The organism is Rhizobium sp. S152 (genome assembly GCF_030380735.1).
GTDB lineage: Bacteria > Pseudomonadota > Alphaproteobacteria > Rhizobiales > Rhizobiaceae > Rhizobium.
Genome location: NZ_JAUDRZ010000009.1, coordinates 1 through 22,260 on the forward strand (window position 1 = coordinate 1; position 22,260 = coordinate 22,260).

The 22,260-nt window shown below is 60.9% G+C and carries 26 protein-coding genes and 1 tRNA gene; 11 read left to right on the plus strand and 16 right to left on the minus strand.

Features of this window, described 5'->3' with window-relative positions; all coding sequences use genetic code 11:
* Positions 1 to 256 precede the first annotated feature (256 nt).
* Positions 257 to 333, plus strand: a tRNA-Met gene (locus QTL95_RS12885).
* A gap of 124 nt (positions 334 to 457) precedes the next feature.
* On the opposite strand, the gene QTL95_RS12890 is transcribed toward QTL95_RS12885, so the two are convergent.
* From QTL95_RS12890 to QTL95_RS12920, 7 genes are all read right to left on the minus strand, one after another.
* A complete protein-coding gene (locus QTL95_RS12890; protein ID WP_289720370.1) occupies positions 458 to 1,441 on the minus strand; it encodes an ABC transporter ATP-binding protein in 984 nt (327 codons plus the stop codon).
* Positions 1,434 to 2,441, minus strand: a complete 1,008-nt coding sequence (locus QTL95_RS12895) for an ABC transporter ATP-binding protein (protein ID WP_289720371.1) — start codon at positions 2,439 to 2,441, stop codon at positions 1,434 to 1,436. The genes QTL95_RS12890 and QTL95_RS12895 overlap by 8 nt, the downstream gene beginning before the upstream one ends.
* A gap of 1 nt (position 2,442) precedes the next feature.
* Positions 2,443 to 3,360, minus strand: coding sequence for an ABC transporter permease (locus QTL95_RS12900; RefSeq protein WP_289720372.1), 918 nt, complete (start codon positions 3,358 to 3,360; stop codon positions 2,443 to 2,445).
* Entirely contained in the window at positions 3,357 to 4,280 is a 924-nt protein-coding gene (locus QTL95_RS12905; RefSeq protein ID WP_289720373.1) for an ABC transporter permease subunit, read from the minus strand. Before QTL95_RS12905 ends, QTL95_RS12900 begins: the two co-directional genes overlap by 4 nt.
* A 271-nt stretch (positions 4,281 to 4,551) precedes the next feature.
* Positions 4,552 to 6,132: a peptide ABC transporter substrate-binding protein gene (locus QTL95_RS12910; RefSeq protein ID WP_289720374.1), complete on the minus strand. Its 1,581-nt coding sequence runs from the start codon at positions 6,130 to 6,132 to the stop codon at positions 4,552 to 4,554.
* 303 nt (positions 6,133 to 6,435) lie between these two features.
* Entirely contained in the window at positions 6,436 to 7,176 is a 741-nt protein-coding gene (locus QTL95_RS12915) for a glycosyltransferase family 2 protein (RefSeq protein ID WP_289720375.1), read from the minus strand.
* Positions 7,177 to 7,202: 26 nt separating this feature from the next.
* Positions 7,203 to 7,373 (minus strand): hypothetical protein, encoded by a 171-nt coding sequence (locus QTL95_RS12920; protein WP_289720376.1) that lies wholly within the window; start codon positions 7,371 to 7,373, stop codon positions 7,203 to 7,205.
* Between the two features lie 62 nt (positions 7,374 to 7,435).
* Here QTL95_RS12920 and QTL95_RS12925 point away from each other — a divergent pair, with 62 nt between their 5' ends.
* A complete protein-coding gene (locus tag QTL95_RS12925; protein WP_289720377.1) occupies positions 7,436 to 7,894 on the plus strand; it encodes a GFA family protein in 459 nt (152 codons plus the stop codon).
* Here QTL95_RS12925 and QTL95_RS12930 read toward each other — a convergent pair.
* The 3 genes from QTL95_RS12930 to lepA are packed head-to-tail and all read right to left on the minus strand — an operon-like array spanning position 7,891 to position 10,313.
* Positions 7,891 to 8,190 (minus strand): CcdB family protein, encoded by a 300-nt coding sequence (locus tag QTL95_RS12930; protein ID WP_289720378.1) that lies wholly within the window; start codon positions 8,188 to 8,190, stop codon positions 7,891 to 7,893. The two genes, QTL95_RS12925 and QTL95_RS12930, sit on opposite strands and share 4 nt — an antisense overlap.
* Positions 8,190 to 8,420 (minus strand): type II toxin-antitoxin system CcdA family antitoxin, encoded by a 231-nt coding sequence (locus QTL95_RS12935; RefSeq protein ID WP_289720379.1) that lies wholly within the window; start codon positions 8,418 to 8,420, stop codon positions 8,190 to 8,192. Before QTL95_RS12935 ends, QTL95_RS12930 begins: the two co-directional genes overlap by 1 nt.
* 57 nt (positions 8,421 to 8,477) lie before the next feature.
* Positions 8,478 to 10,313 carry a translation elongation factor 4 gene (gene lepA / locus QTL95_RS12940; RefSeq protein ID WP_289720380.1) on the minus strand — a complete coding sequence of 612 codons (1,836 nt, stop codon included), beginning with the start codon at positions 10,311 to 10,313 and terminating at the stop codon, positions 8,478 to 8,480.
* 139 nt (positions 10,314 to 10,452) lie between these two features.
* Here lepA and QTL95_RS12945 point away from each other — a divergent pair, with 139 nt between their 5' ends.
* Together QTL95_RS12945 and QTL95_RS12950 are read left to right on the plus strand one after the other, a co-directional pair.
* Positions 10,453 to 11,022, plus strand: coding sequence for a helix-turn-helix domain-containing protein (locus QTL95_RS12945; RefSeq protein WP_289720381.1), 570 nt, complete (start codon positions 10,453 to 10,455; stop codon positions 11,020 to 11,022).
* Between the two features lie 18 nt (positions 11,023 to 11,040).
* Complete coding sequence (locus QTL95_RS12950; RefSeq protein ID WP_289720382.1) at positions 11,041 to 11,559, plus strand: GNAT family N-acetyltransferase; 519 nt, start codon at positions 11,041 to 11,043, stop codon at positions 11,557 to 11,559.
* A gap of 21 nt (positions 11,560 to 11,580) precedes the next feature.
* Here QTL95_RS12950 and QTL95_RS12955 read toward each other — a convergent pair whose 3' ends face one another.
* Both QTL95_RS12955 and QTL95_RS12960 read right to left on the minus strand, forming a co-directional pair.
* Entirely contained in the window at positions 11,581 to 12,048 is a 468-nt protein-coding gene (locus QTL95_RS12955) for a group III truncated hemoglobin (protein WP_289720383.1), read from the minus strand.
* Between the two features lie 96 nt (positions 12,049 to 12,144).
* Positions 12,145 to 12,771: a TerC family protein gene (locus tag QTL95_RS12960; protein ID WP_289720384.1), complete on the minus strand. Its 627-nt coding sequence runs from the start codon at positions 12,769 to 12,771 to the stop codon at positions 12,145 to 12,147.
* A 224-nt stretch (positions 12,772 to 12,995) separates the two neighbouring features.
* Here QTL95_RS12960 and recF point away from each other — a divergent pair, with 224 nt between their 5' ends.
* Genes recF through QTL95_RS12975 form a run of 3 tightly spaced genes read left to right on the plus strand, consistent with a single transcriptional unit; the run spans position 12,996 to position 15,411 of the window.
* Complete coding sequence (gene recF, locus QTL95_RS12965) at positions 12,996 to 14,120, plus strand: DNA replication/repair protein RecF (RefSeq protein ID WP_289720385.1); 1,125 nt, start codon at positions 12,996 to 12,998, stop codon at positions 14,118 to 14,120.
* Positions 14,117 to 14,941 (plus strand): molybdopterin-synthase adenylyltransferase MoeB, encoded by an 825-nt coding sequence (locus QTL95_RS12970; RefSeq protein WP_289720386.1) that lies wholly within the window; start codon positions 14,117 to 14,119, stop codon positions 14,939 to 14,941. Before recF ends, QTL95_RS12970 begins: the two co-directional genes overlap by 4 nt.
* Positions 14,938 to 15,411 (plus strand): GNAT family N-acetyltransferase, encoded by a 474-nt coding sequence (locus QTL95_RS12975; RefSeq protein ID WP_289720387.1) that lies wholly within the window; start codon positions 14,938 to 14,940, stop codon positions 15,409 to 15,411. The genes QTL95_RS12970 and QTL95_RS12975 overlap by 4 nt, the downstream gene beginning before the upstream one ends.
* Here QTL95_RS12975 and QTL95_RS12980 read toward each other — a convergent pair.
* The gene (locus QTL95_RS12980) at positions 15,408 to 16,409 is read right to left on the minus strand and encodes a 2-hydroxyacid dehydrogenase (RefSeq protein WP_289720388.1); all 1,002 of its coding nucleotides are present in this window, start codon (positions 16,407 to 16,409) and stop codon (positions 15,408 to 15,410) included. The genes QTL95_RS12975 and QTL95_RS12980 overlap by 4 nt on opposite strands.
* A 184-nt stretch (positions 16,410 to 16,593) precedes the next feature.
* Here QTL95_RS12980 and QTL95_RS12985 point away from each other — a divergent pair, with 184 nt between their 5' ends.
* The gene (locus QTL95_RS12985; protein WP_289720389.1) at positions 16,594 to 17,133 is read left to right on the plus strand and encodes an SH3 domain-containing protein; all 540 of its coding nucleotides are present in this window, start codon (positions 16,594 to 16,596) and stop codon (positions 17,131 to 17,133) included.
* Here QTL95_RS12985 and QTL95_RS12990 read toward each other — a convergent pair.
* The gene (locus QTL95_RS12990) at positions 17,126 to 18,118 is read right to left on the minus strand and encodes an adenosine kinase (protein ID WP_289720390.1); all 993 of its coding nucleotides are present in this window, start codon (positions 18,116 to 18,118) and stop codon (positions 17,126 to 17,128) included. The genes QTL95_RS12985 and QTL95_RS12990 overlap by 8 nt on opposite strands.
* A gap of 376 nt (positions 18,119 to 18,494) precedes the next feature.
* Here QTL95_RS12990 and QTL95_RS12995 point away from each other — a divergent pair, with 376 nt between their 5' ends.
* A complete protein-coding gene (locus tag QTL95_RS12995) occupies positions 18,495 to 19,451 on the plus strand; it encodes an AEC family transporter (RefSeq protein ID WP_289720391.1) in 957 nt (318 codons plus the stop codon).
* 35 nt (positions 19,452 to 19,486) lie between these two features.
* Here the strand turns inward: QTL95_RS12995 and QTL95_RS13000 are convergent, their stop codons facing one another.
* Positions 19,487 to 20,062, minus strand: coding sequence for a c-type cytochrome (locus QTL95_RS13000; protein ID WP_289720392.1), 576 nt, complete (start codon positions 20,060 to 20,062; stop codon positions 19,487 to 19,489).
* Positions 20,063 to 20,220: 158 nt separating this feature from the next.
* Between QTL95_RS13000 and QTL95_RS13005 the strand changes: the two genes are divergently transcribed.
* Together QTL95_RS13005 and QTL95_RS13010 are read left to right on the plus strand one after the other, a co-directional pair.
* A complete protein-coding gene (locus QTL95_RS13005) occupies positions 20,221 to 20,976 on the plus strand; it encodes a 3-deoxy-manno-octulosonate cytidylyltransferase (RefSeq protein WP_289720393.1) in 756 nt (251 codons plus the stop codon).
* A 10-nt stretch (positions 20,977 to 20,986) separates the two neighbouring features.
* Entirely contained in the window at positions 20,987 to 21,847 is an 861-nt protein-coding gene (locus tag QTL95_RS13010; RefSeq protein WP_289720394.1) for a prephenate dehydratase, read from the plus strand.
* A gap of 40 nt (positions 21,848 to 21,887) precedes the next feature.
* Here the strand turns inward: QTL95_RS13010 and QTL95_RS13015 are convergent, their stop codons facing one another.
* A complete protein-coding gene (locus tag QTL95_RS13015) occupies positions 21,888 to 22,256 on the minus strand; it encodes a VOC family protein (protein WP_112535701.1) in 369 nt (122 codons plus the stop codon).
* Between the last annotated feature and the right edge of the window lie 4 nt (positions 22,257 to 22,260).

The window sequence follows — 22,260 nt, forward strand, 5'->3', positions numbered from 1 at the left end:
GGACATCAGAAAGCTGCATGTGAAACAAAAGATAATCTTCTCTGATCGAAACTTCGGCCCAGCCGAAAACATCGGGCCGCGAAAGCGGCCTTTTGCTTTTGAAGGGCCGAAATGCAGAACAAAATGAATGGGTGAGGCACCTGAAACAAGGTGCGTCCCTTACAGGAACAAAACCCAAAGGGTTTTGCTCCGGCAGAAGGCATAACCGCTTCGCGGTTACGCCGCCGCGCCAAAACCCATAGGGTTTTGCGCTGGACGCGGGGTGGAGCAGCCCGGTAGCTCGTCAGGCTCATAACCTGAAGGCCGCAGGTTCAAATCCTGCCCCCGCAACCAAATCTTCCAAGCACAACGACACTCAAAAAGCCCCGCATGGGGCTTTTGGCGTTTGAGGGGCCTAAACCGGTGGAAGAAAAAGCCCGCTGGAAAAATCCAACGGCCTCTTCGGTGCTCTTACTGATCAGCGATCCATGTGATGGCAGGCCGCCGTCTGCCTTGGCCTAACCTCCTCGGTCGGCGGCATCTGCGTGCGACAGATGTCGGTCGCTTTCCAGCAGCGTGGCGAGAACACGCAGCCGCTCGGCGGATTGAGCGGCGAGGGCGGATCCCCCTGCAGGCGGATGCGCTGGCGGTTGCGGGCCAGCTTCGGATCCGGGATCGGAGCCGCCGAAAACAATGCTTGCGTATAGGGATGTGCCGGCTTGTCGAAGACGGTGGCGCAATCGCCGGCCTCGACCACCTTGCCGAGATAGAGAACCAGCACGTCGTCGGAGATCAGCCGGACGACCGAAAGGTCATGGCTGATGAAAATCAGTGTCAGGCCGAACTGCTTGCGCAGCTTGCGCAGAAGTGTGATCACCTGACCCTGGATCGAAACGTCGAGCGCCGAGACGGGCTCGTCGCAGACGATCAGCTTCGGCCGTGTGATGACGGCACGCGCGATCCCGATGCGTTGCGCCTGGCCGCCCGAGAACTCGTGCGGATAACGGTTGATCATCTCCGGCACCAGGCCGACGGCTGCCATGATTTCCTGGACGCGCTCGGCGCGCTGCGCCCGGTTGAGCTTCGGCTCGAACACGGTCAGCGGCTCGGCGATGATGTCGCCGACGGTCATGCGTGGGTCGAGCGAGGCGATCGGATCCTGGAAGATGATCTGCATGTCGCGGCGGGCAGCGCGCATCTCCGCATCCGAAAGGTCGAGAAGGCTGCGTCCCTGCCACAGGATGCGGCCCTGCTGCGCTTTCAGCAGCCGCAGGATGGAGCGCCCGAGCGTGGACTTGCCGCAGCCGGATTCGCCGACGATCCCGAGCGTGCGGCCCTCGGCGAGTTCGAAGCTGACGTCGTTGACCGCAGTCAGTGTCAGCGGTTTCGTGAAGAAGCCCTTCGTCGGCACCTGGAACTGCGTGGTCAGGTGCTCGACCTTGAGAAGCGATCGGTCAGCCATGGGTCAGGAGCTCCTCGATGCGTGGAAAGGGATGGAAACAGGCCGCGCAATGTCTTGGCGCGAGCAGCGACAGTGCTGGTGCCTTGTCGATGCAGTCGTCCTCCACCTTCGGACAGCGCGGCGAGAAATTGCAGCCTTTTGGGAGGTGCTGCAGGTTGGGCGGCCGGCCGGGGATGACGACGAGGTCGTCGACATCGTGGTCCGGGCGCGGGATCGCCGCGTGCAGCGCCGCCGTATACGGATGCGCCGGATTTTCGAACAGTTCGTCGACAGGCGCCTCTTCGACGATCCGTCCGGCATACATCACCGCGACACGGTCGGCGAGGCCGGCGACGACGCCAAGATCGTGGGTGATCATAACAAGCGCCGTGTTGGTCTCCGAGGTGAGATCGTTGAAGAGGTCGAGGATCTGCGCCTGGATCGTCACGTCGAGCGCCGTGGTTGGCTCGTCTGCGATCAACAGTTTTGGCTTGGTGAGCAGCGCCATCGCGATAACGATACGCTGGCGCATGCCGCCGGAGAGTTCGTGCGGATAGAGGTTGAAGCGTCGTGTCGGATCGGGAATGCCGACGCGTTTCAGCATGTCGAGCGCCGCCTCGGAAGAGGCCTTGGCGGTCAACCCGCGGTGCACTTCGAGCTGTTCCGTCAGCTGTCGCGAGATCTTCAGCGATGGGTTGAGAGCCGTCATCGGGTCCTGGAACACCATCGCCATGTCCTTGCCGCGCACATGATCGAGTTCGCGCGGCTTTAGCGCAAGGACATCCCTGCCGTCGAGCAAGGCCTGGCCGCTGGTCCTTCCGTTTTTTGCAAGCAATCCCATCAATCCGAGGAAAGTCTGGCTCTTGCCCGAACCGCTTTCGCCGACGATGGCGATACGTTCGCCGCGTCTGACGGTGAGATCGATGCCGGACACCGCCCTGACATCGCCGTCGGGCGTCCGGAAGGTGATCGAATAGTCCTTGAGTTCGAGCAGGACATCTTTCTGGTTTTCACTTGTCATGTCAGCGATCCCTCGGGTCGAATGCGTCGCGCAGGCCATCGCCGATGAAGAGCAGGCTGAGCAGCAGGGCGACAAGGAAGCCGGCCGGGAAGACGAGCAGCCAGGGCATGCTTTCCATCGCGTCGGTACCTTCGGAGATCAGCGTGCCCAATGAGGTCAGCGGCTCCTGAACGCCGAAGCCGAGGTAGGAGAGGAAGCTCTCCGTTGCGATGATCTCTGGCACCGTCAGTGCTGCGAAAATGACCACCGGGCCGACGAGATTGGGAATGATGTGCCGCGTGATGATCTTCAGCGGCTTCTGGCCGGAGGCGCGCGCCGCCTCGATGAACTCGCGCTGTTTCAGGGACAGTGTCTGGCCGCGCACGATGCGGGCCATGGTCAGCCACTCCAGCGCCCCGATCGCCGCGAACAGCAGGTAGACGTTGCGGCCGAAGATGACCATCAAGAGGATGACGAAGAGGATATAGGGGAAGGCGTACATGATGTCGACGAAGCGCATCATGACTGCATCGATACGGCCGCCCATATAGCCCGATATCGCGCCGTAGAGCACGCCGATGACGACGGAAACGAGCGTCGCCGTCATGGCGACGGCGAGCGATACGCGGGTGCCGTAGAGCACGCGGGCAAGCAGATCCCGGCCGTTCGGATCGGTACCGAAATAGTGGCCGTCGGCGAAGGAAGGCGGCGCGCGGAAGGCGGCCCAATCAGGATCTTCGTAGCCGAAGGGGATGAGGTAGGGGCCGACGAAGGCGGCCAGCACGAGCAGCACAAGCACTAGGATCGAGGCGACCGCCGCCTTGTTTCGACAGAGCCGGCGCAATGCGTCACGGGTGAGCGAGCGGCTGACGGGATTGAGACCTTCGGCCTCCAGCAGTTCGGCCGCGAGAAGCTCTCTCTTTGCGGGATTGAGGATCATCGGTTTCTCACTTTCGGATCGAGCCAGGCGTAGGCGATATCGACGAGAAGGTTCAGGAACACGATCAGCACCATGTAGAAGATGACCGTGCCGAGAACCATGCCGTAGTCGCGGTTCAATGCGGCGGTGACGAAGTATCGGCCAATACCGGGTAGGCCAAAGACGCTTTCGACGACGAGTGAGCCGGTGAGAAGATAGCTGGCCGCCGGGCCGAGATAAGAGACGACGGGCATCATCGCCGGTTTCAGCGCATGGCGCATGATTGTCAACCTTGGCCCAATGCCCTTGGCCTTGGCGGTACGGATGAAGTTCTGCCCCATCACCTCGATCATCGAGCCGCGGGTGATGCGCGAGATGCGCCCCGCATGCGGCAGGGCCAGCACGACGACGGGCAGCACGAGGAATTTCAGCGATCCATTGCCCCAGCCGCCGACCGGCAGCCATTGCAGGTGGATGCCGAATACAAGTTGAAGGATCGGTGCGATCAGGAAGTTCGGCAGCACGACGCCCACCAGGATCAGCGCGCCGAGAATATAATCCGGCGCCTTATTCTGGTAGAGCGCCCCAAGACAGCCGACGGCGACGCCGATGACGATGGCCAGCAGAAAGGCAGCGGTGCCGATAATGAATGTATAGGGCAGGCCGATCATGATCTGCTGCGCGACGGTGAAGTCTTCCGAGGCGAAGGACGGACCGAGGTCGCCCTTCAGGAGATCGCCGACATAATAGAGATATTGCTGGATCAGCGGCTTATCGAGATTGTAGTGGGCCGCCAGATTCTGGAGGATGACGGGGGGCAACGGCCTCTCGCCATCGAACGGCCCACCGGGGGCTAATCTCAGAACGAAGAAGCAGGCTGTCACGGCGATCCACATGACGGGGATCGTCGACAGCAGTCGACGGAATGCATAATTGATCATGATCGTGACGGTCTTTCCTGCGCCGGGTCTTTCGCATCATCGCTACCAATCGAAACTGGTTCGGGCGGATGCGAAGGCAATAGTGTGGGAAAAGACCCCTTTGGCCTGCCGGCCATCTCCCCCACAAGGGGGGAGAAAACCTGCCGCGCCTGCCTGCCCCAAGGTGGCTCGGCGGTTTGGCTGGGTTAAGCCCTCCCCCTTGTGGGGAGGGTTGGGAGGGGTCTTGACCTGTTGCAATCACCCCCGGGCGAGGTGAAGACAATGCCTCTCGTTATTCCTTGATGGACAGCCAGCGCGTGCGGTGAATGTCCTGGATGTTGTCGACGAACCCTTCGATCTTCGGCGAGACCACGTTCTTGGAAACGTAGTAGTAGATCGGCAGTGCCGCACTGTCGTCGAGCGCGATCTGCTCGGCCTTCTTGAACATTTCGGCCCGCTTCGTCAGATCGGTTTCGGCGTTGCCGTCCTTCATCAGCTTGTCGTAGTCAGGATTGGACCACCGGCCGTAGTTATTCGGAACGCCGGTCATCAGCAGGCTCAGGAAATTGTCCGGGTCATTGTAGTCGGCAAGCCAGCCTGCGCGTCCAACCTGCACGTCGCCGCGCTGCAGCTGGTCGTAGTGTACCTTGGTCTCGGCGTTGACGAGCTGGACGTTGACGCCAAGCGGCTTCCACATGGCGGCGATCGCAACGGCAATGCGCTTGTGATTGTCATTGGTGTTGTACTTCAGCTCAAGCGTCAGCGGTTTGTCCGGTCCGAATCCGGCTTCGGTGAGCAGCTTCTTGGCCTCTTCGACCTTCTGCTTATAGGGCTCGTCCTTCCAGGAGACATAGGCCGGCTCGCCGTAATTGGCGGTGCCCGGCGGCACCCAGGAATAGGCCGGCAGTTCGCCGGTGCCGAGGATCTGCGGTCCGATGACCTCGCGGTTGATCGCCATGGAGAGCGCCTGGCGCACGCGCTTATCCGCGGTCGGGCCCTTCTGCGAGTTGATGACGTAGTAGTAGAGGCCGGAGAACGGTGCGACATGCGCCTGGCCCGGCAGGTTCTTCTTCATCCACTCGTACTGGTCGGTCGGGAAGTCGGTGAGGATGTCGAACTCGCCGGCACGGTAGCGTTTCAGCGCGGCTTCCTGGTCTTCGAGCACGAAGAACTTGGCGCCGTCGATCTTGACGTTCGCGGCGTCCCAATACTTGTCGTTCTTCTTGGTCGTCACATGCGAGCCCGGAACCCATTCGGTCGGCGTATAGGGGCCGTTGGTGACAATGTTGCCGATCTTCACCCAGTCCGCGCCCTTGGCGTCGATCACATGCTTCGGCAGCGGGTAGGCCGTGTAGTGCATCAACGCGTTGAGGAAGTAGGGGGTCGGGTTCTCGAGCGTAATCTCAAGCGTTTTGTCGTCGATCGCCTTGACGCCCAGCTGGTTGAAATCGGCGATCTCGCCCTTGTTGATCTTCTCGGCGTTCTTGATGGTGAACTGCAGATAGGCATAGTCGGCGGCGTTCTTCGGGTCCATGAGGCGCTGGAAGGCGAACACGAAGTCGCCTGCTGTCACCGGGTGGCCGTCGGACCACTGGATGCCGTCGCGCAGCTTGAAGGTATAGACCTTGCGATCGTCGGAGATCGTCCAGCTCGCGGCCTGGCCGGCAACCGGATTGTCCTTGGCGTCCTCGGTCACGAGACCTTCGAAGATGTCGCCGGCGATGCGGTTCTCCCAGTCGCCGGACAGCTTCTGCGGATCGAGCGACTGCGGGTCGCCGCCATTGTGAATGTTCAGCGTGGCCGCGTGAGCGGAGAAAGCCAGCAGCGAGCCAAATACTGCGGAGGCTAGAAATCTCTTTGTGAAGACGTTCATGATGGGGGCCACCTTTCCAGGCTTTGCGCCTTTTTCGTCGTTGTTCCCTGAGTTGACCTGTTACGTGCAAGTCAACGCGCAACCTATCGTAAATGCAGGGCGCCGCAACCCCAAAAAGGCATTGCCGGCTCGGGCCGCGATTTAAAGCCGAAAAGCCTATATATTAGCCGGATAAAGGACTAAATCGTCGTTTGTCGTTGGTAATTTACGCCCGGAACGCGGAGCATACTTTTCAGTAAAACCACCGCTAGTTGATTTTTGTACGGGCGAGGATTTTGCGTCGGTGTGACTAGACGCAGGGCGCTATGCTTTCGTAACGGTCCAGGTCGACGTCGCGTTCGTGATCGTTTTGGCAATATGCCTTTGATCGCGCCATTCGCGCCCCGTGTCACGAATCACGGGCACCCCGTCGGGAGAATAGATGTAATTGCGATAGGATCCGACGTAGGCTTCCAGCGGCCTGTTGACCCCCGAATAGAACTGCTTCTCCGGGTCGCGCGAAATATCCATCATCTCTGCGGAGCGGCGCAGAAAGGCGCCCCGTGAGATGGAGGGTGATGTCGTGAACTTCGGAAAGGTCCGGAAGAGCGGGATCTTGATACCCAGCACCTTCGCATACTCGTTGCGCTGGTGAAAATGGCCGCGGCGCGCGATATCCCAGTTCTGATCCGCGGTATGAAAGGAAACCTGCATGACGCTGGGGTCGGAAAATGGCGCAAGCACCTCTTTCCCAAGGTCTCGAAGTGCCACCCAGTCGTCCTCCAGATGCAGAACGTAGTCAGACGTCGTCGCAGACCAAAGTCGTTGGACGGCGGCCGCGAAGCCGGGTTTTTCCGGCTCGAAGATGGTCGCTGTTGGATCGAATTGGCGGATGACCTCGATGCACCGCACATGGTCATTCTCCGATCCGAAGATAGCATCAAGGTTCACATAGACATGATGGATGCCCAGACGGTCGAAGACCTTGCCGCGAAAACTATCGAGCGTTTGCGCGAGAAGCTCAGGACGACGGCCGGAGACGATGCAGAGATCAATGCTGGACATGAACAAACAGCGCCGTCAGGCGTCCTCTAAATCATCGTTCGCACCGGCTCGCGGTCGAGCGTTGGTGAATGAAACGCCATCTGCAAGATGGTCAGCGGTATCCACGCAGTCCAGGATAAAGCCGTATGTCCGTCGAATATATGAAACGCAATTGTCTGTATATCGGCTTGTTGCGCGGCCGCCAGCCTGTCATCCATCCATGTCGCTTTGACCTCTCGCCTGCGACGGCTATGATCCTTGCAAACAGCGGAGGTACATTATGAGTGCATTGACATTGCCATCTGAAGGCGGCTGCCGTTGCGGCCGGGTTCGCTTGAAAATCAGCGCCAAGCCGCTCCTCACCATGGCCTGCCACTGCACGGGCTGCCAAACCATGTCGTCGAGCGCCTACTCGCTGAGTGTGGCGATCCCTTCCGACGGCTTCGAAATCACCCGCGGCGATCCCGTCATTGGCGGCCTGCACGGCGCCATGTCGCACCACTATTTCTGCCCGCACTGCATGACATGGATGTTCACGAAGACGGAAGGCATGGAGTGGTTCGTCAACCTGCGCCCGACCATGCTGGACGATGTCAGCTGGTTTACGCCTTTTATCGAGACATGGACTCGCGAGAAACTACCCTTCGCGGAAACCGGCGCCGTGCACAGCTATGAGGCCCTGCCGGAGATGCAGGATTACGAAAAGCTGACGAAGGATTATATGGCGCGGAACGCCTAGAAGCCTTGGAAGAGGAAATCGAGCGCTGCGGTGATATCGTCACTCCGTGACGAGAGATCGGCAATTTCCGCGCCGATCTCCGGTAACGGAATGGATGCCATGCGCTGGGTCACCATCACATAGGTTCCGCCATTGATGGTAACGCGTGGATTGAGGCGCGAAATCGCCCAGGACATGCTTTCGATACTGTGAAGCGGCGCCATCACGCGCGAGGGAAGGTCTTCAAGAAAATCGCTCTGCAGGTCGACCGCGAGAGCATCGTCCCCCTTGAGCCGGTAGACGCGGAAGCGGCTCATCAAAACTGCCGGTACTTGGCAAAGGGCAGGCCGTGCTTCTCGACATAGGCGTTTTCTTCCGCGATCGCCTCGGCATTTTCGATCAACCAAAGCCGTTCGCGCTCGCTCTTGATGGCGAGTCTGAGGCCGTCTTCGGCGGCTTTGGAGACGTTGAGGTTTAGTTCGCGTGCCTGCGAGACAAGCTCGCTGTCAAGCGACAGGTTGGCGGCCTTGCGACGGGTCTGAGGCATGATCGATCTCCTGATATGCGCATATGATATGCGCATATCAGGACGAAGCAAAGAGCCTCAGTCGTCCTTCATCTTCAAGGCAGCGATGAAGGCTTCCTGCGGAATGTCGACCTTGCCGAACTGCCGCATGCGCTTCTTGCCTTCCTTCTGCTTGTCGAGCAGCTTGCGCTTGCGCGATGCATCGCCGCCGTAGCACTTGGCGGTCACGTCCTTGCGCATCGCCGAGATTGTCTCGCGGGCGATCACGTTGCCGCCGATCGCTGCCTGGATCGGGATCTTGAACATGTGCCTGGGGATCAGATCCTTCAGCTTCTCGCACATGTCGCGGCCGCGCTTTTCAGCCGCTGTCCGGTGGACGAGCATGGAAAGCGCGTCGACAGGCTCGCCATTGACCATGATCGACATTTTCACGAGGTTGCCCTCGCGGTAATCGGCCAGATGATAGTCGAACGAGGCATAGCCCTTGGAGATCGACTTCAGGCGGTCGTAAAAATCGAACACCACTTCGTTGAGCGGCAGCTCGTAGGTGAGCATGGCGCGCTTGCCGACATAGGTGAGCTCTGTCTGGATGCCGCGACGATCCTGACAGAGCTTCAGAATGCCGCCGAGATAATCGTCAGGCGTCAGGATGGTCGCCTTGATCCATGGTTCGCGGATTTCGGCGATCTTGACGACGTCAGGCATGTCCGCCGGGTTGTGCAGCTCGCGCTCCGAACCATCGGTCATCGTCAGCTGGTAGACGACCGAAGGTGCCGTGGCGATGAGATCAAGATCGAATTCGCGCTCCAGGCGCTCCTGGATGATCTCGAGGTGCAAGAGACCGAGGAAGCCGCAGCGGAAGCCGAAACCGAGCGCCGCAGAGCTTTCCATTTCGAAGGAGAAGGACGCGTCGTTGAGGCGCAGCTTGCCCATGGCAGCGCGCAGGTCTTCGAAGTCGGCGGCGTCGACCGGAAAGAGACCGCAGAACACCACCGGCTGCGCCGGCTTGAAGCCCGGCAGCGCTGTCGCCGTTGGCTTCTTGTCTTCAGTGATCGTATCGCCGACGCGGGTATCGGCCACTTCCTTGATCGAGCCGGTGAAGAAGCCGATCTCGCCCGGGCCGAGACTATCGACCGCCAGCATCTTCGGCGTCAGCACGCCGACGCGCTCGACCTGGTACTTGGCATCCGTGCCCATCATGCGGATGGTCATGCCCTTCGAAAGCACGCCGTCAAGAATGCGCACCAGAACCATGACGCCGAGATAGGTGTCGTACCAGCTATCGACGAGCAGCGCCTTCAGCGGACCCTTCTCGCCGGCTTCGCTCTTCGGTGCCGGCAGCTGGTGCACGATCGCCTCCAGCACATCGGGAATGCCGAGGCCGGTCTTCGCCGAAATCAGCACGGCCTGGGAAGCGTCGATGCCGATCACTTCTTCGATCTGTTCCTTGATTCGGTCGGGCTCGGCCGCCGGCAGGTCGATCTTGTTGAGGACCGTGACCAGCTCGTGGTTGTTGTCGATCGCCTGATAGACGTTGGCGAGCGTCTGCGCCTCGACGCCCTGGGAGGCGTCGACGACGAGCAGCGAGCCCTCGCAGGCCGACAGCGAACGCGAGACTTCATAGGCGAAGTCGACGTGGCCGGGCGTGTCGATCAGGTTCAGGATATAGGTTTCGCCGTCGTTCGCCTTGTAGTGCAGGCGAACGGTCTGGGCCTTGATGGTAATGCCGCGCTCGCGCTCGATATCCATCGAATCCAGCACCTGCTCCGACATGTCGCGCTCGGCAAGGCCGCCGGTCGACTGGATCAGGCGGTCGGCCAGCGTCGACTTGCCGTGGTCGATATGGGCCACGATCGAGAAGTTGCGGATATGGTCGAGGGGCGTGCGGGTCGAATTGGTGCTCATGCGCCGCATATAGCAGCGCATCCCCTTGCCGCAAAGCGGAAAAGCAGGGTTTCGTTTACGATAAGTCGCGCCGGCGATGCCCGAATTTGGCGCTTGATTCCACCGACGAACCATGCATTTCTATTATAGTAGAAAATTGGACCGGATAATGGAACAGGCACTCGAGCTTGCGATTGGCATACGAATCCGCAAGCTTCGGATGGCGCGAAGCATGACGCTGGATGACCTCGCCGATGCCTCCGGCGTCAGCCGGGCGATGATCTCGCGCATCGAGCGCGGCGAGGCGAGCCCCACGGCGTCGCTGCTCGCTCGCGTCTGTGCGGCTCTTGACCTATCGCTCTCGGCCTTCTTCGCCGATGAGGGCGAGGCTTCCCCACTTTCAAGACGGCAAGATCAGCAGGTCTGGCGCGATCCGGAAACGGGCTATCTCAGGCGTTCCGTCTCGCCGCCGGGGACCACCTCGGATGTCGATATCGTCGATGTCGAATTTCCATCGGGTGCCCGCGTCAGCTTCCCGCCTCACGCAGCGGCGAGCGGCATGACTCAGCATATCTGGCTGTTCGATGGTGAAATGGAGATGACGACGGGCGACGGCACCGTGCATCGCCTGCTCCCCGGCGATTGCCTGTTCATGCCCGTGGCTGAAGGCCATGTCTTCCACAATCCCGGCCCGGCACTGGCCCATTATTGCGTGGTCCTCGACCGCCGCCGACACTAATTGATTTCAGGAGCACCCATGGCCACGATTCGACTGCTCGACGCGACAGAAGCTCGCGCTGCGATACCCGACCTATGCGACGTGCTTGTCGATTGCATTGATGGCGGCGCCTCGGTCGGCTTTATGCAGCCCTACACGCGAGAGGATGCTGAACCCTACTGGCAGGCCGTTGCCGACAGTGTCGCCTCGGGCGCCACGCTGCTTTTCGTAGCCGAATTTGAAAGCAGGGTGCTCGGCACCGTGCAGATCGGTGCCGCCCAGATGCCGAACCAGCCCCACCGCGCCGATTTGAAGAAGCTCCTCGTCCACCGCCTCGCCCGCGGCAAGGGCCTGGCGCGCCTTTTGATGCGCGCCGCCGAAGAGGAGGCCGCGCGCCGCGGAAAAACCATCCTCGTCCTCGACACGGCGACTGGCAGCGATGCCGAGGCGATCTATCCCCGGCTCGGCTGGGAGCGCGTCGGCGTTATCCCGGATTATGCTCTGTGGCCGGAAGGTGGCTTCTGCGCCTCGACCTTTTTCTACAAGCGCATCGCCTGAAATCAGCGGTCGGCTGCGAACTCAAGCGTTCTTGAGCCGCGGATCGTCCAGCGCCGGATTGTAGAACAGCGACAGCGTCAGGCTTTTGGCAATCCGCTCGGCCGTAGCCATGAACCAGGCCTTCGCCTCGTCGTTGGGTGCGATGTCGTCGAGCGTTTGAGAAAACAGCGCCAGCCATTGCGGAAAGAGGCCTGGCGTCAGGTTGGATACGCCGACATGCGCCTGCACCGGCTTGCCGCCATAGGCACCGTTGCGAAACGCCACCGCCGACCAGAAGCTCTTCATCTTCGCCATATGCTCCGGCCACCGACCGGAAAGCTTGGCGTCGAAAACAGGACCAAGTTCGGAATGCTCGAGAATGCGCCCATAGAAGGTTTCGACAAGACGGTCGATAAACGCCTGATCGATGCCGATCGCCCGCATGTCGGCCTCGGCGCGTTCGCGAATGGCAGCCACATGCACCGCCCGTCCTTCGATTGTCCTGTCCATGTTCACTCCGACCGCCGCATGATGCGACGGCTCTCATATAGGCTATCAGCCACGTCCGATGAAGATCGCGAGACTGTGACGGCGCGTCGCGCTCGATTACGCGCCGGCGAGCGGCGCCACATGCGGCCAGACCTCTAGCGTGCCGCGATAGATCATGCTGAAAGCCACATAGAGGATGATCGCAAGGCCGATATAGGCGATCCAGTGGTAGCGGTTAAGCAGGCGCGCAATGAAGTTCGCGGCGATGCCCATCATGGCAATCGAGAGGATCAGGCCGATGACCAGCACCGTCGGATGTTCGCGCGCGGCGCCGGCAACGGCGAGTACGTTGTCGAGCGACATCGAAACGTCGGCGATGACGATCTGGCTAGCCGCCTGGAAGAATGTCTTGCGCGGCGCTTGCGCCTTGCCGTCGATCGCATCCTCGTCAATACCGGTGCCGGCCCGAAGCTCGCGCCACATCTTCCAGCATACCCAGAGCAGCAGGATGCCGCCCGCGAGAAGCAGGCCGATGATGTCGAGAAGCTGGACGGTGACGCTGGCGAGGGCGATGCGAAGAATGGTTGCCGCGAGAATGCCGACCAGGATCGCCTTGCGGCGCTGATCAGTCGGCAGGCCGGCTGCGGCAAGGCCGATCACGACGGCATTGTCTCCGGCTAGTACGAGGTCGATCAGGATGACCTGCAGAAGCGCCAGCAGGCCAGCAGAGGTAAAGATTTCCATGCTGATTTATCCTCGGAAGGGGGCAGGCCCCGAGTTGTAGCTCTGACGCATAAGCACCTGTCGCGGTCGGATCAAGTTGTTTTGACCTAAAAGCAAAGCTGTTCCATCGTGCAGCCGCTGGAACAGGAAACTTCGTCGCCCGCAAGCGCATGTGAAAACATACCCGCCCTTGCCATTGATGACCGTTGCGCTTAGCTCTCAGCCTTCACGAATCCGGATATCGCATGCCGCATAAGGTCTCCCTGTCCCGTCTCAAGCTTACCGACTTTCGCAATTATGCGGCGGCGGCGCTTTCGCTCGACGGCAGGCATGTCGTGCTGACCGGCGACAACGGTGCTGGCAAGACCAACTTGATGGAGGCGGTGTCCTTCCTGTCGCCGGGCCGCGGCCTGCGGCGTGCCGCCTATGGCGATGTCACGCGTGTGGGGTCCGATGGCGGCTTCACGATTTTTGCTGAACTCGATGGCATGGAAGGCGAAGTCGAGATCGGTACGGGCGTCGATACCACCGATGAGAACGCTTCGCGCCGGTTGCGCATCAATGGCACGCCGGCGAAGACCGCCGATGAACTGACCGATCATCTCCGCCTGCTCTGGCTGACACCCTCGATGGACGGTCTTTTTACCGGCGGCTCGTCCGAGCGCCGCCGCTTCCTCGACCGCCTTGTACTGTCGCTCGATCCCGCTCACGGCCGGCGCGCCGGTGATTTCGAGCGCGCCATGCGCAGCCGCAACAAGCTGCTCGACGAACGCCGCTTCGATCCGTCCTGGCTCTCGGGCATCGAGCAACAGATGGCGAGCCTCGGCATCGCCATGGCGCTCGCCCGTCAGGAAATGCTCGGCCTCTTGACCCGGCTTATCGATGAGACGCGGGAAACCTCGCCCTTTCCTTCCGCCGCGCTGGAACTCTCCGGATTCATGGATGGCCAATTCGGCCGCCCCGCCGTTGATCTTGAGGATGAATATGCGGCGGCCCTTGCCGAAAATCGCTATCGCGACGCCGCCGCTGGGCGAACGCTGGAAGGACCGCACCGCGCCGATCTCCTCGTGCGCCATCGCGACAAGCAGATGGAGGCCGCGCGCTGTTCGACAGGCGAGCAGAAAGCCCTTCTGGTCGGTCTCATTCTGGCGCATGCGCGCCTCGTGGCGAACCTTACCGAGCACGCACCAGTTCTGCTCCTGGATGAAATTGCAGCGCATCTGGATGAGGGCAGGCGCGCGGCACTGTTCGATCTGATCGATGCGCTGGGCGGCCAGGCCTTCATGACCGGCACGGACCGGTCCATGTTTTCCGCGCTCGGTGATCGGGCGCAGTTCTTCACCGTTGCCGATGGGAAGGTTTTAGAATGACAGATACGGATTTCACGTCGGCGGAAGACCATGTTAGCATCGGCCCCATGGAACCGTTGAGCCCGGAAGAAATCGCCCGATACCAGCGCCACATCCTGCTTCCCGAGATCGGCGGCGCCGGCCAGCAGAAGCTCAAATCTGCGCGTGTTCTTGTCATCGGCGCCGGCGGTCTTGGCGCACCGGTTCTGCAGTATCTTGCGGCGGCCGGCGTGGGCACTCTCGGCATCGCCGATGACGATAGGGTGTCGCTCTCCAATCTGCAGCGTCAGGTGATCCACGATTCCGGCACGATCGGCGAATTGAAGACCGAAAGCGCTGCCTTTTCCATCGCCCGGCTCAATCCGCACGTCAAAGTGATTCGCTTCGAGGAGCGCTTCTCGGCCGAGTCCGCCCGCCGCCATTTGTCCGGTTTCGATTTGCTGATCGATGGCTCCGACAATTTCGACACGCGCTATACCGCTGCCGATGCTGCCGAAAAGGCGGGCATCCCCTTGGTCACCGGCGCGGTTGGACGTTTCGATGGCTCCGTCACCGTTCTGAAGCCCTACGAGGCGGCGGAAGACGGAACGCAGAACCCCACTTACCGTGATCTCTTCCCCGAGAGGCCCCCGGAAGGACTTATCCCCGTCTGCGCGGAGACCGGCGTGATCGGCGCGCTGACCGGGGTCATCGGCACGATGATGGCAATGGAAGCGATCAAGCTCGTGACCGGTACCGGCGAGCCGCTGGTCGGCCGCCTGCTGCTCTACGATGCCCTGGCTGCCCGCTTCGACGTAATTCGCTACAAGCGCCGGCGCGCGAAGGCCGCCGCGGCACAATGAAGATCGATCGTATCGAAGCCGATTTCCAGCAATGGGATGAACTGTTGGCGCTGATACTCTCGTCTTTCGCTTACATGGACCATCGCATTGATCCACCATCCTCGGCGCACCGGTTGACGCTGCAATCCCTCGCCGACAAGGCCGCTGCCGAGATCGCCTTTGTGGCGAGTGAAGGCAATAGCTTGCTGGGTTGCATCTTCCTTCGCCCGGAGAGCGATTGCCTCTACGTCGGCAAGCTCGCCATTGCACCAGCCGCACAGGGCAAAGGCGTCGGGCGGCGGCTCTTGGCGGCCGCTGAACAGGTTGCCGGCGAACTCTCGCTGCCCGCGCTCAGGCTGGAAACCCGTATCGAGCTTGTCGAGAACCACGCCGTTTTCGCCCGCTGGGGCTTCTTTAGAACGGCCGAGAACGCTCATCCGGGCTTTACCCGCACGACCTCGATCGAGATGCGCAAGCAGCTTTCCACTTAGCGCCCGGGCAGCACTCGGTTGGGCGGACGGTGTCCGTCGATGAAGGCGCGGATGTTGATGATCACCTTGTCGCCCATGTCGATGCGGCCCTCGATCGTCGCCGAGCTCATATGCGGCAGCAGCACGACCTTGCCCTCGTTGGCGAGCTTGATCAGCTTAGGGTTGACGGCCGGCTCATTCTCGAACACGTCGAGACCGGCGCCTGCGATCTTGCCTTCCCGCAGGCTCTTGATCAGCGCCGCCTCATCGATCACATCGCCGCGCGCCGTGTTGACGAGATAGGCAGTCGGCTGCAGCAGAGCTAGCCGGCGCGCCGATAGCAGATGAAACGTTGCCGGCGTCGATGGGCAGTTGACCGAAACGATGTCGACCCGTGCCAGCATCTGGTCCAGGCTTTCCCAATAGGTCGCCTCCAGCTCGTCCTCGGTCACCGGGCTGACACGCTTGCGGTTGTGATAGTGGATCGACAGGCCAAAGGCCTTGGCGCGGCGCGCTACGGCGGTGCCGATGCGGCCCATGCCGACAATGCCGATGCGCTTGCCGTGGATACGGCGGCCCAGCATCCATGTCGGCGACCATCCGGCCCATTCGCCCGGACGGTCGGCGAGGACGCGCGCGCCCTCGCCAAGCCGGCGCGGCACTGCGAGGATAAGCGCCATCGTCATGTCGGCCGTGTCTTCGGTGAGCACGTTCGGCGTGTTGGTGACGGTGATGCCCTTGCGGGCGGCCGCCTCGACGTCGATGTGATCGGTGCCGTTTGAAAAACTGGCGATCAGCTTCAACTGCGGCCCCGCTTCTTCGAGCAGCGTCGCGTCGATGCGATCCGTGACGGTCGGGACCAGTACTTCGGCGGTCTTCATCGCGCTTGCCAGTTCACTCTTCGAGCGCGGCATATCATCGATGTTGAGCTCGGCGTCGAAGAGCTCGCGCATGCGCGTTTCCACGGCATCCGGCAGCTTTCGCGTAATGTAGACCTTCGGTTTTTTCTTTGTCGTCATGAGCGCCGGCGCTGCCTTGTTCAGATGTCCTTAACCAAGACGCGGGATAATTTCCCCGTTCCGGGCAATTTCTACCAGACCCGCGCACGAAGACAAACAAAACTCGTGAGCCAAGGCCGGCCGAATGCCGAACTCCTGACATCAGGCGGAAAAGCTGTCTCGAATGCGAGCGAATGGAAGTCCAATGCGTAGCAAAGTCCTGAAATCATTCCTCGCGGTTGCGATCGGTTTCGTGCTTTCGATGGGAACGGCGGAATTTGCCGTTGCCCAGGCCGCCAAAGGCCCAAGCGGCCTGCCGCTGCCGCGCTTCGTGACGCTGAAGTCCAAGCGCGTCAACCTGCGCATCGGTCCCGGCACGGATTACGCGGCTTCGTGGATGTATCTGAAGGCCGGCCTGCCGGTCGAGATCATTCAGGAATACGACAACTGGCGCCAGATCCGCGATGCCGACGGCACCGAGGGTTGGGTCAACCAGTCGCTCCTGTCGGGTTCGCGCGCGGCCATTGCCGCACCGTGGATGAAGGGCAAGGGCCAGAGCGTCTTTGTCAACATGCGCCGCGAAGCGCTGCCGTCTTCGACCGTCGTCGCCAAGCTCGAGCCGGGTGTGATGATGAATATCGGCGAATGCAACGGCGACTGGTGCCTGGCCAAGACCGACGGCGCCGAAGGTTGGGTGGCGCAGTCGGAAATCTGGGGAGCCTATCCCGGCGAAGCCTTCAAGTAAGACTTGCGTGCTTCGCCGCATCGGCGAGCGATGCCATCGGACGCGGTCCGACCTGTTGGATGACAATGCCGGCGGCCAGGCAGCCGAGCTTGCCGCAGTCTTCGAGCGTCCGCCCCTGCGTGTAGCCGTAGAGGAAGCCGGCGGCAAAAAGGTCGCCCGCACCTGTCGTATCGACCAATTCCTTGATCGTGATCGCGTCGACGTAGTAACGCTCCGCACCCTTCAGGATAACGGCGCCGTCCTCGCTCATCGTCACGGCCGCGATCTTGCAATCCCTGGCGATGCTGGTCAGCGCCACTTCGAAATCGTCGGTCTCATAGAGCGCCAGCGCTTCCTGTCGGTTGGCGAAAACGATGTCGACGGTGCCCGAGCGCATCAGGTCTAGAAACTCGCCGCGATAGCGATCGACGCAGAAGCTGTCGGAGAGCGTCATCGACACTTCGCGGCCGTTCTCATGGGCGATGCGGGCGCAATCGCGGATCGCTTCCTTGGCGCGCGGCGGATCCCAGAGATAGCCTTCGAAATAGGTGACCTTGGCCTCAGCCACGACTTCAGGCTCGACATCCTCGGGACCAAGCTCGACACAGGCGCCGAGATAGGTGTTCATCGAGCGTTCGCCATCCGGGGTGACGAAGATCATCGAGCGTGCGGTCGGCGGGAACTTGCCGCGAGCCTGGGTCTGGTAGTGCACGCCCTGGGCGCGGATGTCGTGCGAAAAGATCTCGCCCAGCTGATCCTCGGCGACCTTGCCAAAATAGGCAGCCTTTCCGCCGAAGTTGGCGATCCCGGCTGCCGTGTTGCCGGCGCTGCCGCCCGATGCCTCCAGTGCTGGACCCATATGCGCATAGAGCAGCTCGGCGCGCTCGGCGTCGATCAGGTTCATCGCCGCCTTGGTAATCTTGTGGTCAATGAGGAACTGGTCGTCGCAACGCGCGATGATATCGACGATGGCGTTGCCGACAGTCAGTACATCGAATTTGGTCATGAAGAGGGAAATCCCGGTTTTGGTGATAGCCGGTGATCGGTCTTAGCGAATTTTCGCGGCATGGGAAGAAGAAATGCGGCTAGGTCCCGACTCTTGCTGAAAATCCGCGTGGATCGTCATGCGTCCGTCATCTTGAAGCGTTAGTTGTACTTTCAACGGATCGACATGGGCGGCCAGTTCCGCTGTCGATAGGGAAGGCATGATTGTCCTTCGACCCTTTGCCGGTGTTGCTGACCACGGATGAACTGGCAGCACGCACTGGATATCCGGCAAGACCGGATGCGGAAAAGCGGGCTTGGCCCGCTTTTTTTGTCTCTACATCACGGGCGATTTGCTGTTAGGTCTGTCATCTCCGCATGCAAAGGCAGTCCCTCCCATGTCAGCCATTATCTTCGACGTCCTCCCCATCTTCGTGATGATCCTGATCGGCTGGCTGGTGGTCAAGATCGGCTTGATGAAGGCGGAGATCGGCGACGCTCTAAGCGACTTCGTCTTCAAGCTTGCGGTACCGCTCCTGTTGTTTCGCACCATCGCCGGAGCCGATTTTCACGGCGCTTCGCCGTTCCGCCTCTGGATCGCCTATTTCTCGGGCGTGGCCGTGACCTGGGTTGCCGGCCACCTCGCGGCGACGCGCTTTTTCGGCAGAGACGAGCGCATTGGCGTGATATCAGGCGTTTCGTCGGCCTTTGCCAATACCATCTTCGTCGGCCTGCCGCTGGTGCAGCGGACGGTCGGTGACAAGGGACTGGTGCCGCTGTCGATCCTGATCGCCGTCCATCTGCCTGTCATGATGATCATTGGCACCATCATGATGGAGCGGGCCGAGCACAAGATTTCCGGCGGCGCCGAACGCAGTATGGCCAAGGTGATACGTCAGATTCTCCAGAACTTGGTCCGTAATCCGCTGGTTATCGGACTTGCTGGCGGTGCCGCCATGCACCTGCTGGATCTCAGTATGCCGGGACCCATCGAATCCATCGTCGATCAGATCGCCGGCGTGGCTGGCCCCGTAGCCTTGATATCGCTCGGCATGGCGCTGCAGAGATATGGCGTATCCGGTAATGTCGGTATCGCCAGCGTAACCTCCGCCTTCAAGCTTGTGCTTCTTCCTGCATGCGTCTGGGCGGCGAGCTTTCTGTTGGGACTGGCGAGCGACTGGACCGCGGCACTTGTGCTCATCGCTTCGGTTCCTACAGGCGTGAACGCATGGTTGATCGCCAATCGTTTCGGCGTCGGCCACAGCTTGGCCGCATCGACCATAACGGTCACGACAGGACTGGGCGCCATCTCGGTGTCGTTCTGGGCCTACATCCTCGGTGGCGCCGCCCAATGAAAAGCCCGGCACTGGGCCGGGCTTGACGGTCGTTCTTACTGCGTCGCCGCGTCGGGTGCATTCGGATCCGGCAAAGGCACCGGAGAATCCGACAGGGTGTGCAGGAAGAGGATGAGGTTGGCGCGATCGGTATCCTTGGGAATGCCGGCAAAGCCCATCGCCGTTCCGGCAATGTACTTCTTCGGAGCCATCAGGAAGTGGCTGAGGTGGTCGAACGTCCACTTCTCGCTGCTGCCCTTGGAAAAGTCCTTCATAGCCGAAGAATAAGCGAAGCCCTCATGCGAGGCTATCGGACGATCTACGACACCAAAGAGGTTCGGCCCGACCTTGTTCGGTCCCCCTTTAGTGCCGTCATGACAGGCCTGACACTTCTTGAAAACAGCTTCGCCCGCCTTGGCGTCGGCTTTCGCCAGCAATTGCGCGATCGGCACGGCTGCGGCGGCCGGCGCGGCTTCCCCGCCGCCTGCGGCAGGCTCTTCCGCCACGATGGCAAAGCCTTCCTTCTCCGGCTTCTCCGAATGAAAGATGCTCTCCGAGGCAATGGAAACAGACATCAGAACGAAGACCGTTCCAAGTAGCGCCCCCACCGCCGTATTCACGTATGAATTCATCTGCGATGCTCCCCCTCACAAACCGGCAGACATAAAACCGGTCTGTCTCTTGAAATCGAGCGGAACCTATGTCTTTTGGCTACCTCTTGCAACAGCCGAACGCGTCCGCTGCATGAGACTTTTTGACACCTTTCCGCCGGGAATTGAAGGCCTGCACAATGACTAATCCAAATTTAGACAACGTCCTCGTCCTCATTCCGGCACGCATGGCATCGACCCGGTTGCCCGACAAACCGCTTGCCGATATCTGCGGTCAACCGATGATCGTGCAGGTCGCGCGGCGTGCGACAGAGGCGGCGATCGGCCGCGTCGTCGTGGCCGTCGACGACCAGCGCGTCTTGGACGTCGTGAAGGAAGCCGGCTTTGAGGTCGTCATGACCAGCAAGGATCACCAGTCAGGCTCCGACCGTATCTACGAGGCTCTGACGAAGGTCGATCCGGAGGGCAAGGCGCAATATATCGTCAACGTGCAAGGCGATCTTCCGACGATCGAGCCGGAAACAGTGCGGGCGTCATTGCGTCCGCTGCTGGACGAAGCCGTCGACATCGCCACGCTGACGATCGAGATCGACAACGAGGAAGACAAGACGGCGCCGCATATCGTCAAGATCGTCGGCTCGCCGCTGTCCGAGACCCGTCTGAAGGCGCTCTATTTCACGCGTGCCACCGCACCTTATGGCAATGGCCCGCTCTATCATCACATCGGCCTCTACACCTATCGTCGCTCGGCATTGGAGCGCTTCGTCGCGCTCGGCCCGTCCACGCTCGAGAAGCGCGAGTCGCTGGAGCAGTTGCGGGCGCTGGAAGCCGGCATGCGTATCGATGCCGAGATCGTTGACACCGTTCCGCTCGGTGTCGATACTCCCGCCGACCTTGAAAAGGCACGGCGCATTCTCTCCGCCCAATCGAAGTAACGGATCTCCCATGAGCATCAAGACCAACAAAATCGCCTTCCAGGGCGACTTCGGCGCCAATTCCGACATGGCCTGCCGCGACATGTTTCCTGATATGGATCCGCTACCATGCCAGACCTTCGAGGATGCCTTCGTGGCGCTTGAAAGCGGTGATGCCGACCTGGCTATGATCCCGATCGAGAACACCATCGCCGGCCGCGTCGCCGACATTCACCACTTGCTGCCGGAATCGCGCCTTCACATCATCGGCGAGTACTTCATGCCGATCCGCTTTCAGTTGATGGTGCTGCCAGGTGTCACCAAGGACGAAGTCCGCACGGTCCATAGTCACATCCACGCGCTCGGCCAGTGCCGCAAGATCGTCCGCGCCAATGGCTGGAAGGCAGTGGTGGCCGGCGATACGGCGGGCGCCGCCAAGCTGGTGCAGGAAACCGGCGATCGCTCGATGGCGGCACTTGCGCCGCGGCTCGCCGCCGATCTCTACAAGCTCGACATCATCGCGGAGAACGTCGAGGACACGGAGGATAACGTGACCCGATTCGTCGTCCTGTCGCGTGACGAGCAGTGGGCGGAACGCGAAGCTCCCGAGGAAAAGCTGGTCACCACCTTCGTCTTCAACGTCCGCAACATTCCGGCAGCGCTCTATAAGGCACTCGGCGGCTTCGCCACCAATAGCATCAACATGACCAAGCTGGAGAGCTACCAGCTCGGCGGCAAGTTCGTCGCCACCCAGTTCTATGCCGATATCGAGGGTCATCCAAACGACGCAAACGTTCGCCGCGCTTTGGAAGAGTTGCAGTTCTTCTCCGAGAAAGTACGGATCCTCGGCGTCTACAAGGGCCACCCGATGCGGGGCCAGCTGCAGAAATGACAAAAGGGCGCCGAAGCGCCCTTTTTAATGCGATCGCGATTTATTTATCTGGCTCACAGACGCGCAGCCGGTGCCCGTCAGGATCAAGCACGACGAAGGTTGGGCCGAAGTCGAGATCGGTCAGATCCTGGGCGATGGGTAGATGTCGATCGCGCCAGTCACGGTAGAGGTTCGAGACCCCGTTTTCACCCGGCACCATGAAGGCGATCTCGGCCCTGCTGCCGATCGCCGACGGCCGCGGCATCACGCTGCTCAACCGCCACAGGCCGAGCGTGAAACCGCCATCGAGCGCGAAGGCGACGAAATTGGGCGCAGCGGCAACCGGTTCGCGATTAAGCAGCGCCTTGTAGAACGACGCGCTCTCGGCGGGATCCCTCACATAGAGAATGATAAGATTCGGGCTGTTCATGGTT

What these genes read in the sequence shown, in the direction of transcription:
- QTL95_RS12890 (WP_289720370.1), bottom strand. Translation starts at nt 1,441, where the DNA reads ATGGCTGACCGATCGCTTCTCAAGGTCGAGCACCTGACCACGCAGTTC.
- QTL95_RS12895 (WP_289720371.1), bottom strand. Translation starts at nt 2,441, where the DNA reads ATGACAAGTGAAAACCAGAAAGATGTCCTGCTCGAACTCAAGGACTAT.
- QTL95_RS12900 (WP_289720372.1), bottom strand. Translation starts at nt 3,360, where the DNA reads ATGATCCTCAATCCCGCAAAGAGAGAGCTTCTCGCGGCCGAACTGCTG.
- QTL95_RS12905 (WP_289720373.1), bottom strand. Translation starts at nt 4,280, where the DNA reads ATGATCAATTATGCATTCCGTCGACTGCTGTCGACGATCCCCGTCATG.
- QTL95_RS12910 (WP_289720374.1), bottom strand. Translation starts at nt 6,132, where the DNA reads ATGAACGTCTTCACAAAGAGATTTCTAGCCTCCGCAGTATTTGGCTCG.
- QTL95_RS12915 (WP_289720375.1), bottom strand. Translation starts at nt 7,176, where the DNA reads ATGTCCAGCATTGATCTCTGCATCGTCTCCGGCCGTCGTCCTGAGCTT.
- QTL95_RS12920 (WP_289720376.1), bottom strand. Translation starts at nt 7,373, where the DNA reads ATGGATGACAGGCTGGCGGCCGCGCAACAAGCCGATATACAGACAATT.
- QTL95_RS12925 (WP_289720377.1), top strand. Translation starts at nt 7,436, where the DNA reads ATGAGTGCATTGACATTGCCATCTGAAGGCGGCTGCCGTTGCGGCCGG.
- QTL95_RS12930 (WP_289720378.1), bottom strand. Translation starts at nt 8,190, where the DNA reads ATGAGCCGCTTCCGCGTCTACCGGCTCAAGGGGGACGATGCTCTCGCG.
- QTL95_RS12935 (WP_289720379.1), bottom strand. Translation starts at nt 8,420, where the DNA reads ATGCCTCAGACCCGTCGCAAGGCCGCCAACCTGTCGCTTGACAGCGAG.
- lepA (WP_289720380.1), bottom strand. Translation starts at nt 10,313, where the DNA reads ATGCGGCGCATGAGCACCAATTCGACCCGCACGCCCCTCGACCATATC.
- QTL95_RS12945 (WP_289720381.1), top strand. Translation starts at nt 10,453, where the DNA reads ATGGAACAGGCACTCGAGCTTGCGATTGGCATACGAATCCGCAAGCTT.
- QTL95_RS12950 (WP_289720382.1), top strand. Translation starts at nt 11,041, where the DNA reads ATGGCCACGATTCGACTGCTCGACGCGACAGAAGCTCGCGCTGCGATA.
- QTL95_RS12955 (WP_289720383.1), bottom strand. Translation starts at nt 12,048, where the DNA reads ATGGACAGGACAATCGAAGGACGGGCGGTGCATGTGGCTGCCATTCGC.
- QTL95_RS12960 (WP_289720384.1), bottom strand. Translation starts at nt 12,771, where the DNA reads ATGGAAATCTTTACCTCTGCTGGCCTGCTGGCGCTTCTGCAGGTCATC.
- recF (WP_289720385.1), top strand. Translation starts at nt 12,996, where the DNA reads ATGCCGCATAAGGTCTCCCTGTCCCGTCTCAAGCTTACCGACTTTCGC.
- QTL95_RS12970 (WP_289720386.1), top strand. Translation starts at nt 14,117, where the DNA reads ATGACAGATACGGATTTCACGTCGGCGGAAGACCATGTTAGCATCGGC.
- QTL95_RS12975 (WP_289720387.1), top strand. Translation starts at nt 14,938, where the DNA reads ATGAAGATCGATCGTATCGAAGCCGATTTCCAGCAATGGGATGAACTG.
- QTL95_RS12980 (WP_289720388.1), bottom strand. Translation starts at nt 16,409, where the DNA reads ATGACGACAAAGAAAAAACCGAAGGTCTACATTACGCGAAAGCTGCCG.
- QTL95_RS12985 (WP_289720389.1), top strand. Translation starts at nt 16,594, where the DNA reads ATGCGTAGCAAAGTCCTGAAATCATTCCTCGCGGTTGCGATCGGTTTC.
- QTL95_RS12990 (WP_289720390.1), bottom strand. Translation starts at nt 18,118, where the DNA reads ATGACCAAATTCGATGTACTGACTGTCGGCAACGCCATCGTCGATATC.
- QTL95_RS12995 (WP_289720391.1), top strand. Translation starts at nt 18,495, where the DNA reads ATGTCAGCCATTATCTTCGACGTCCTCCCCATCTTCGTGATGATCCTG.
- QTL95_RS13000 (WP_289720392.1), bottom strand. Translation starts at nt 20,062, where the DNA reads ATGAATTCATACGTGAATACGGCGGTGGGGGCGCTACTTGGAACGGTC.
- QTL95_RS13005 (WP_289720393.1), top strand. Translation starts at nt 20,221, where the DNA reads ATGACTAATCCAAATTTAGACAACGTCCTCGTCCTCATTCCGGCACGC.
- QTL95_RS13010 (WP_289720394.1), top strand. Translation starts at nt 20,987, where the DNA reads ATGAGCATCAAGACCAACAAAATCGCCTTCCAGGGCGACTTCGGCGCC.
- QTL95_RS13015 (WP_112535701.1), bottom strand. Translation starts at nt 22,256, where the DNA reads ATGAACAGCCCGAATCTTATCATTCTCTATGTGAGGGATCCCGCCGAG.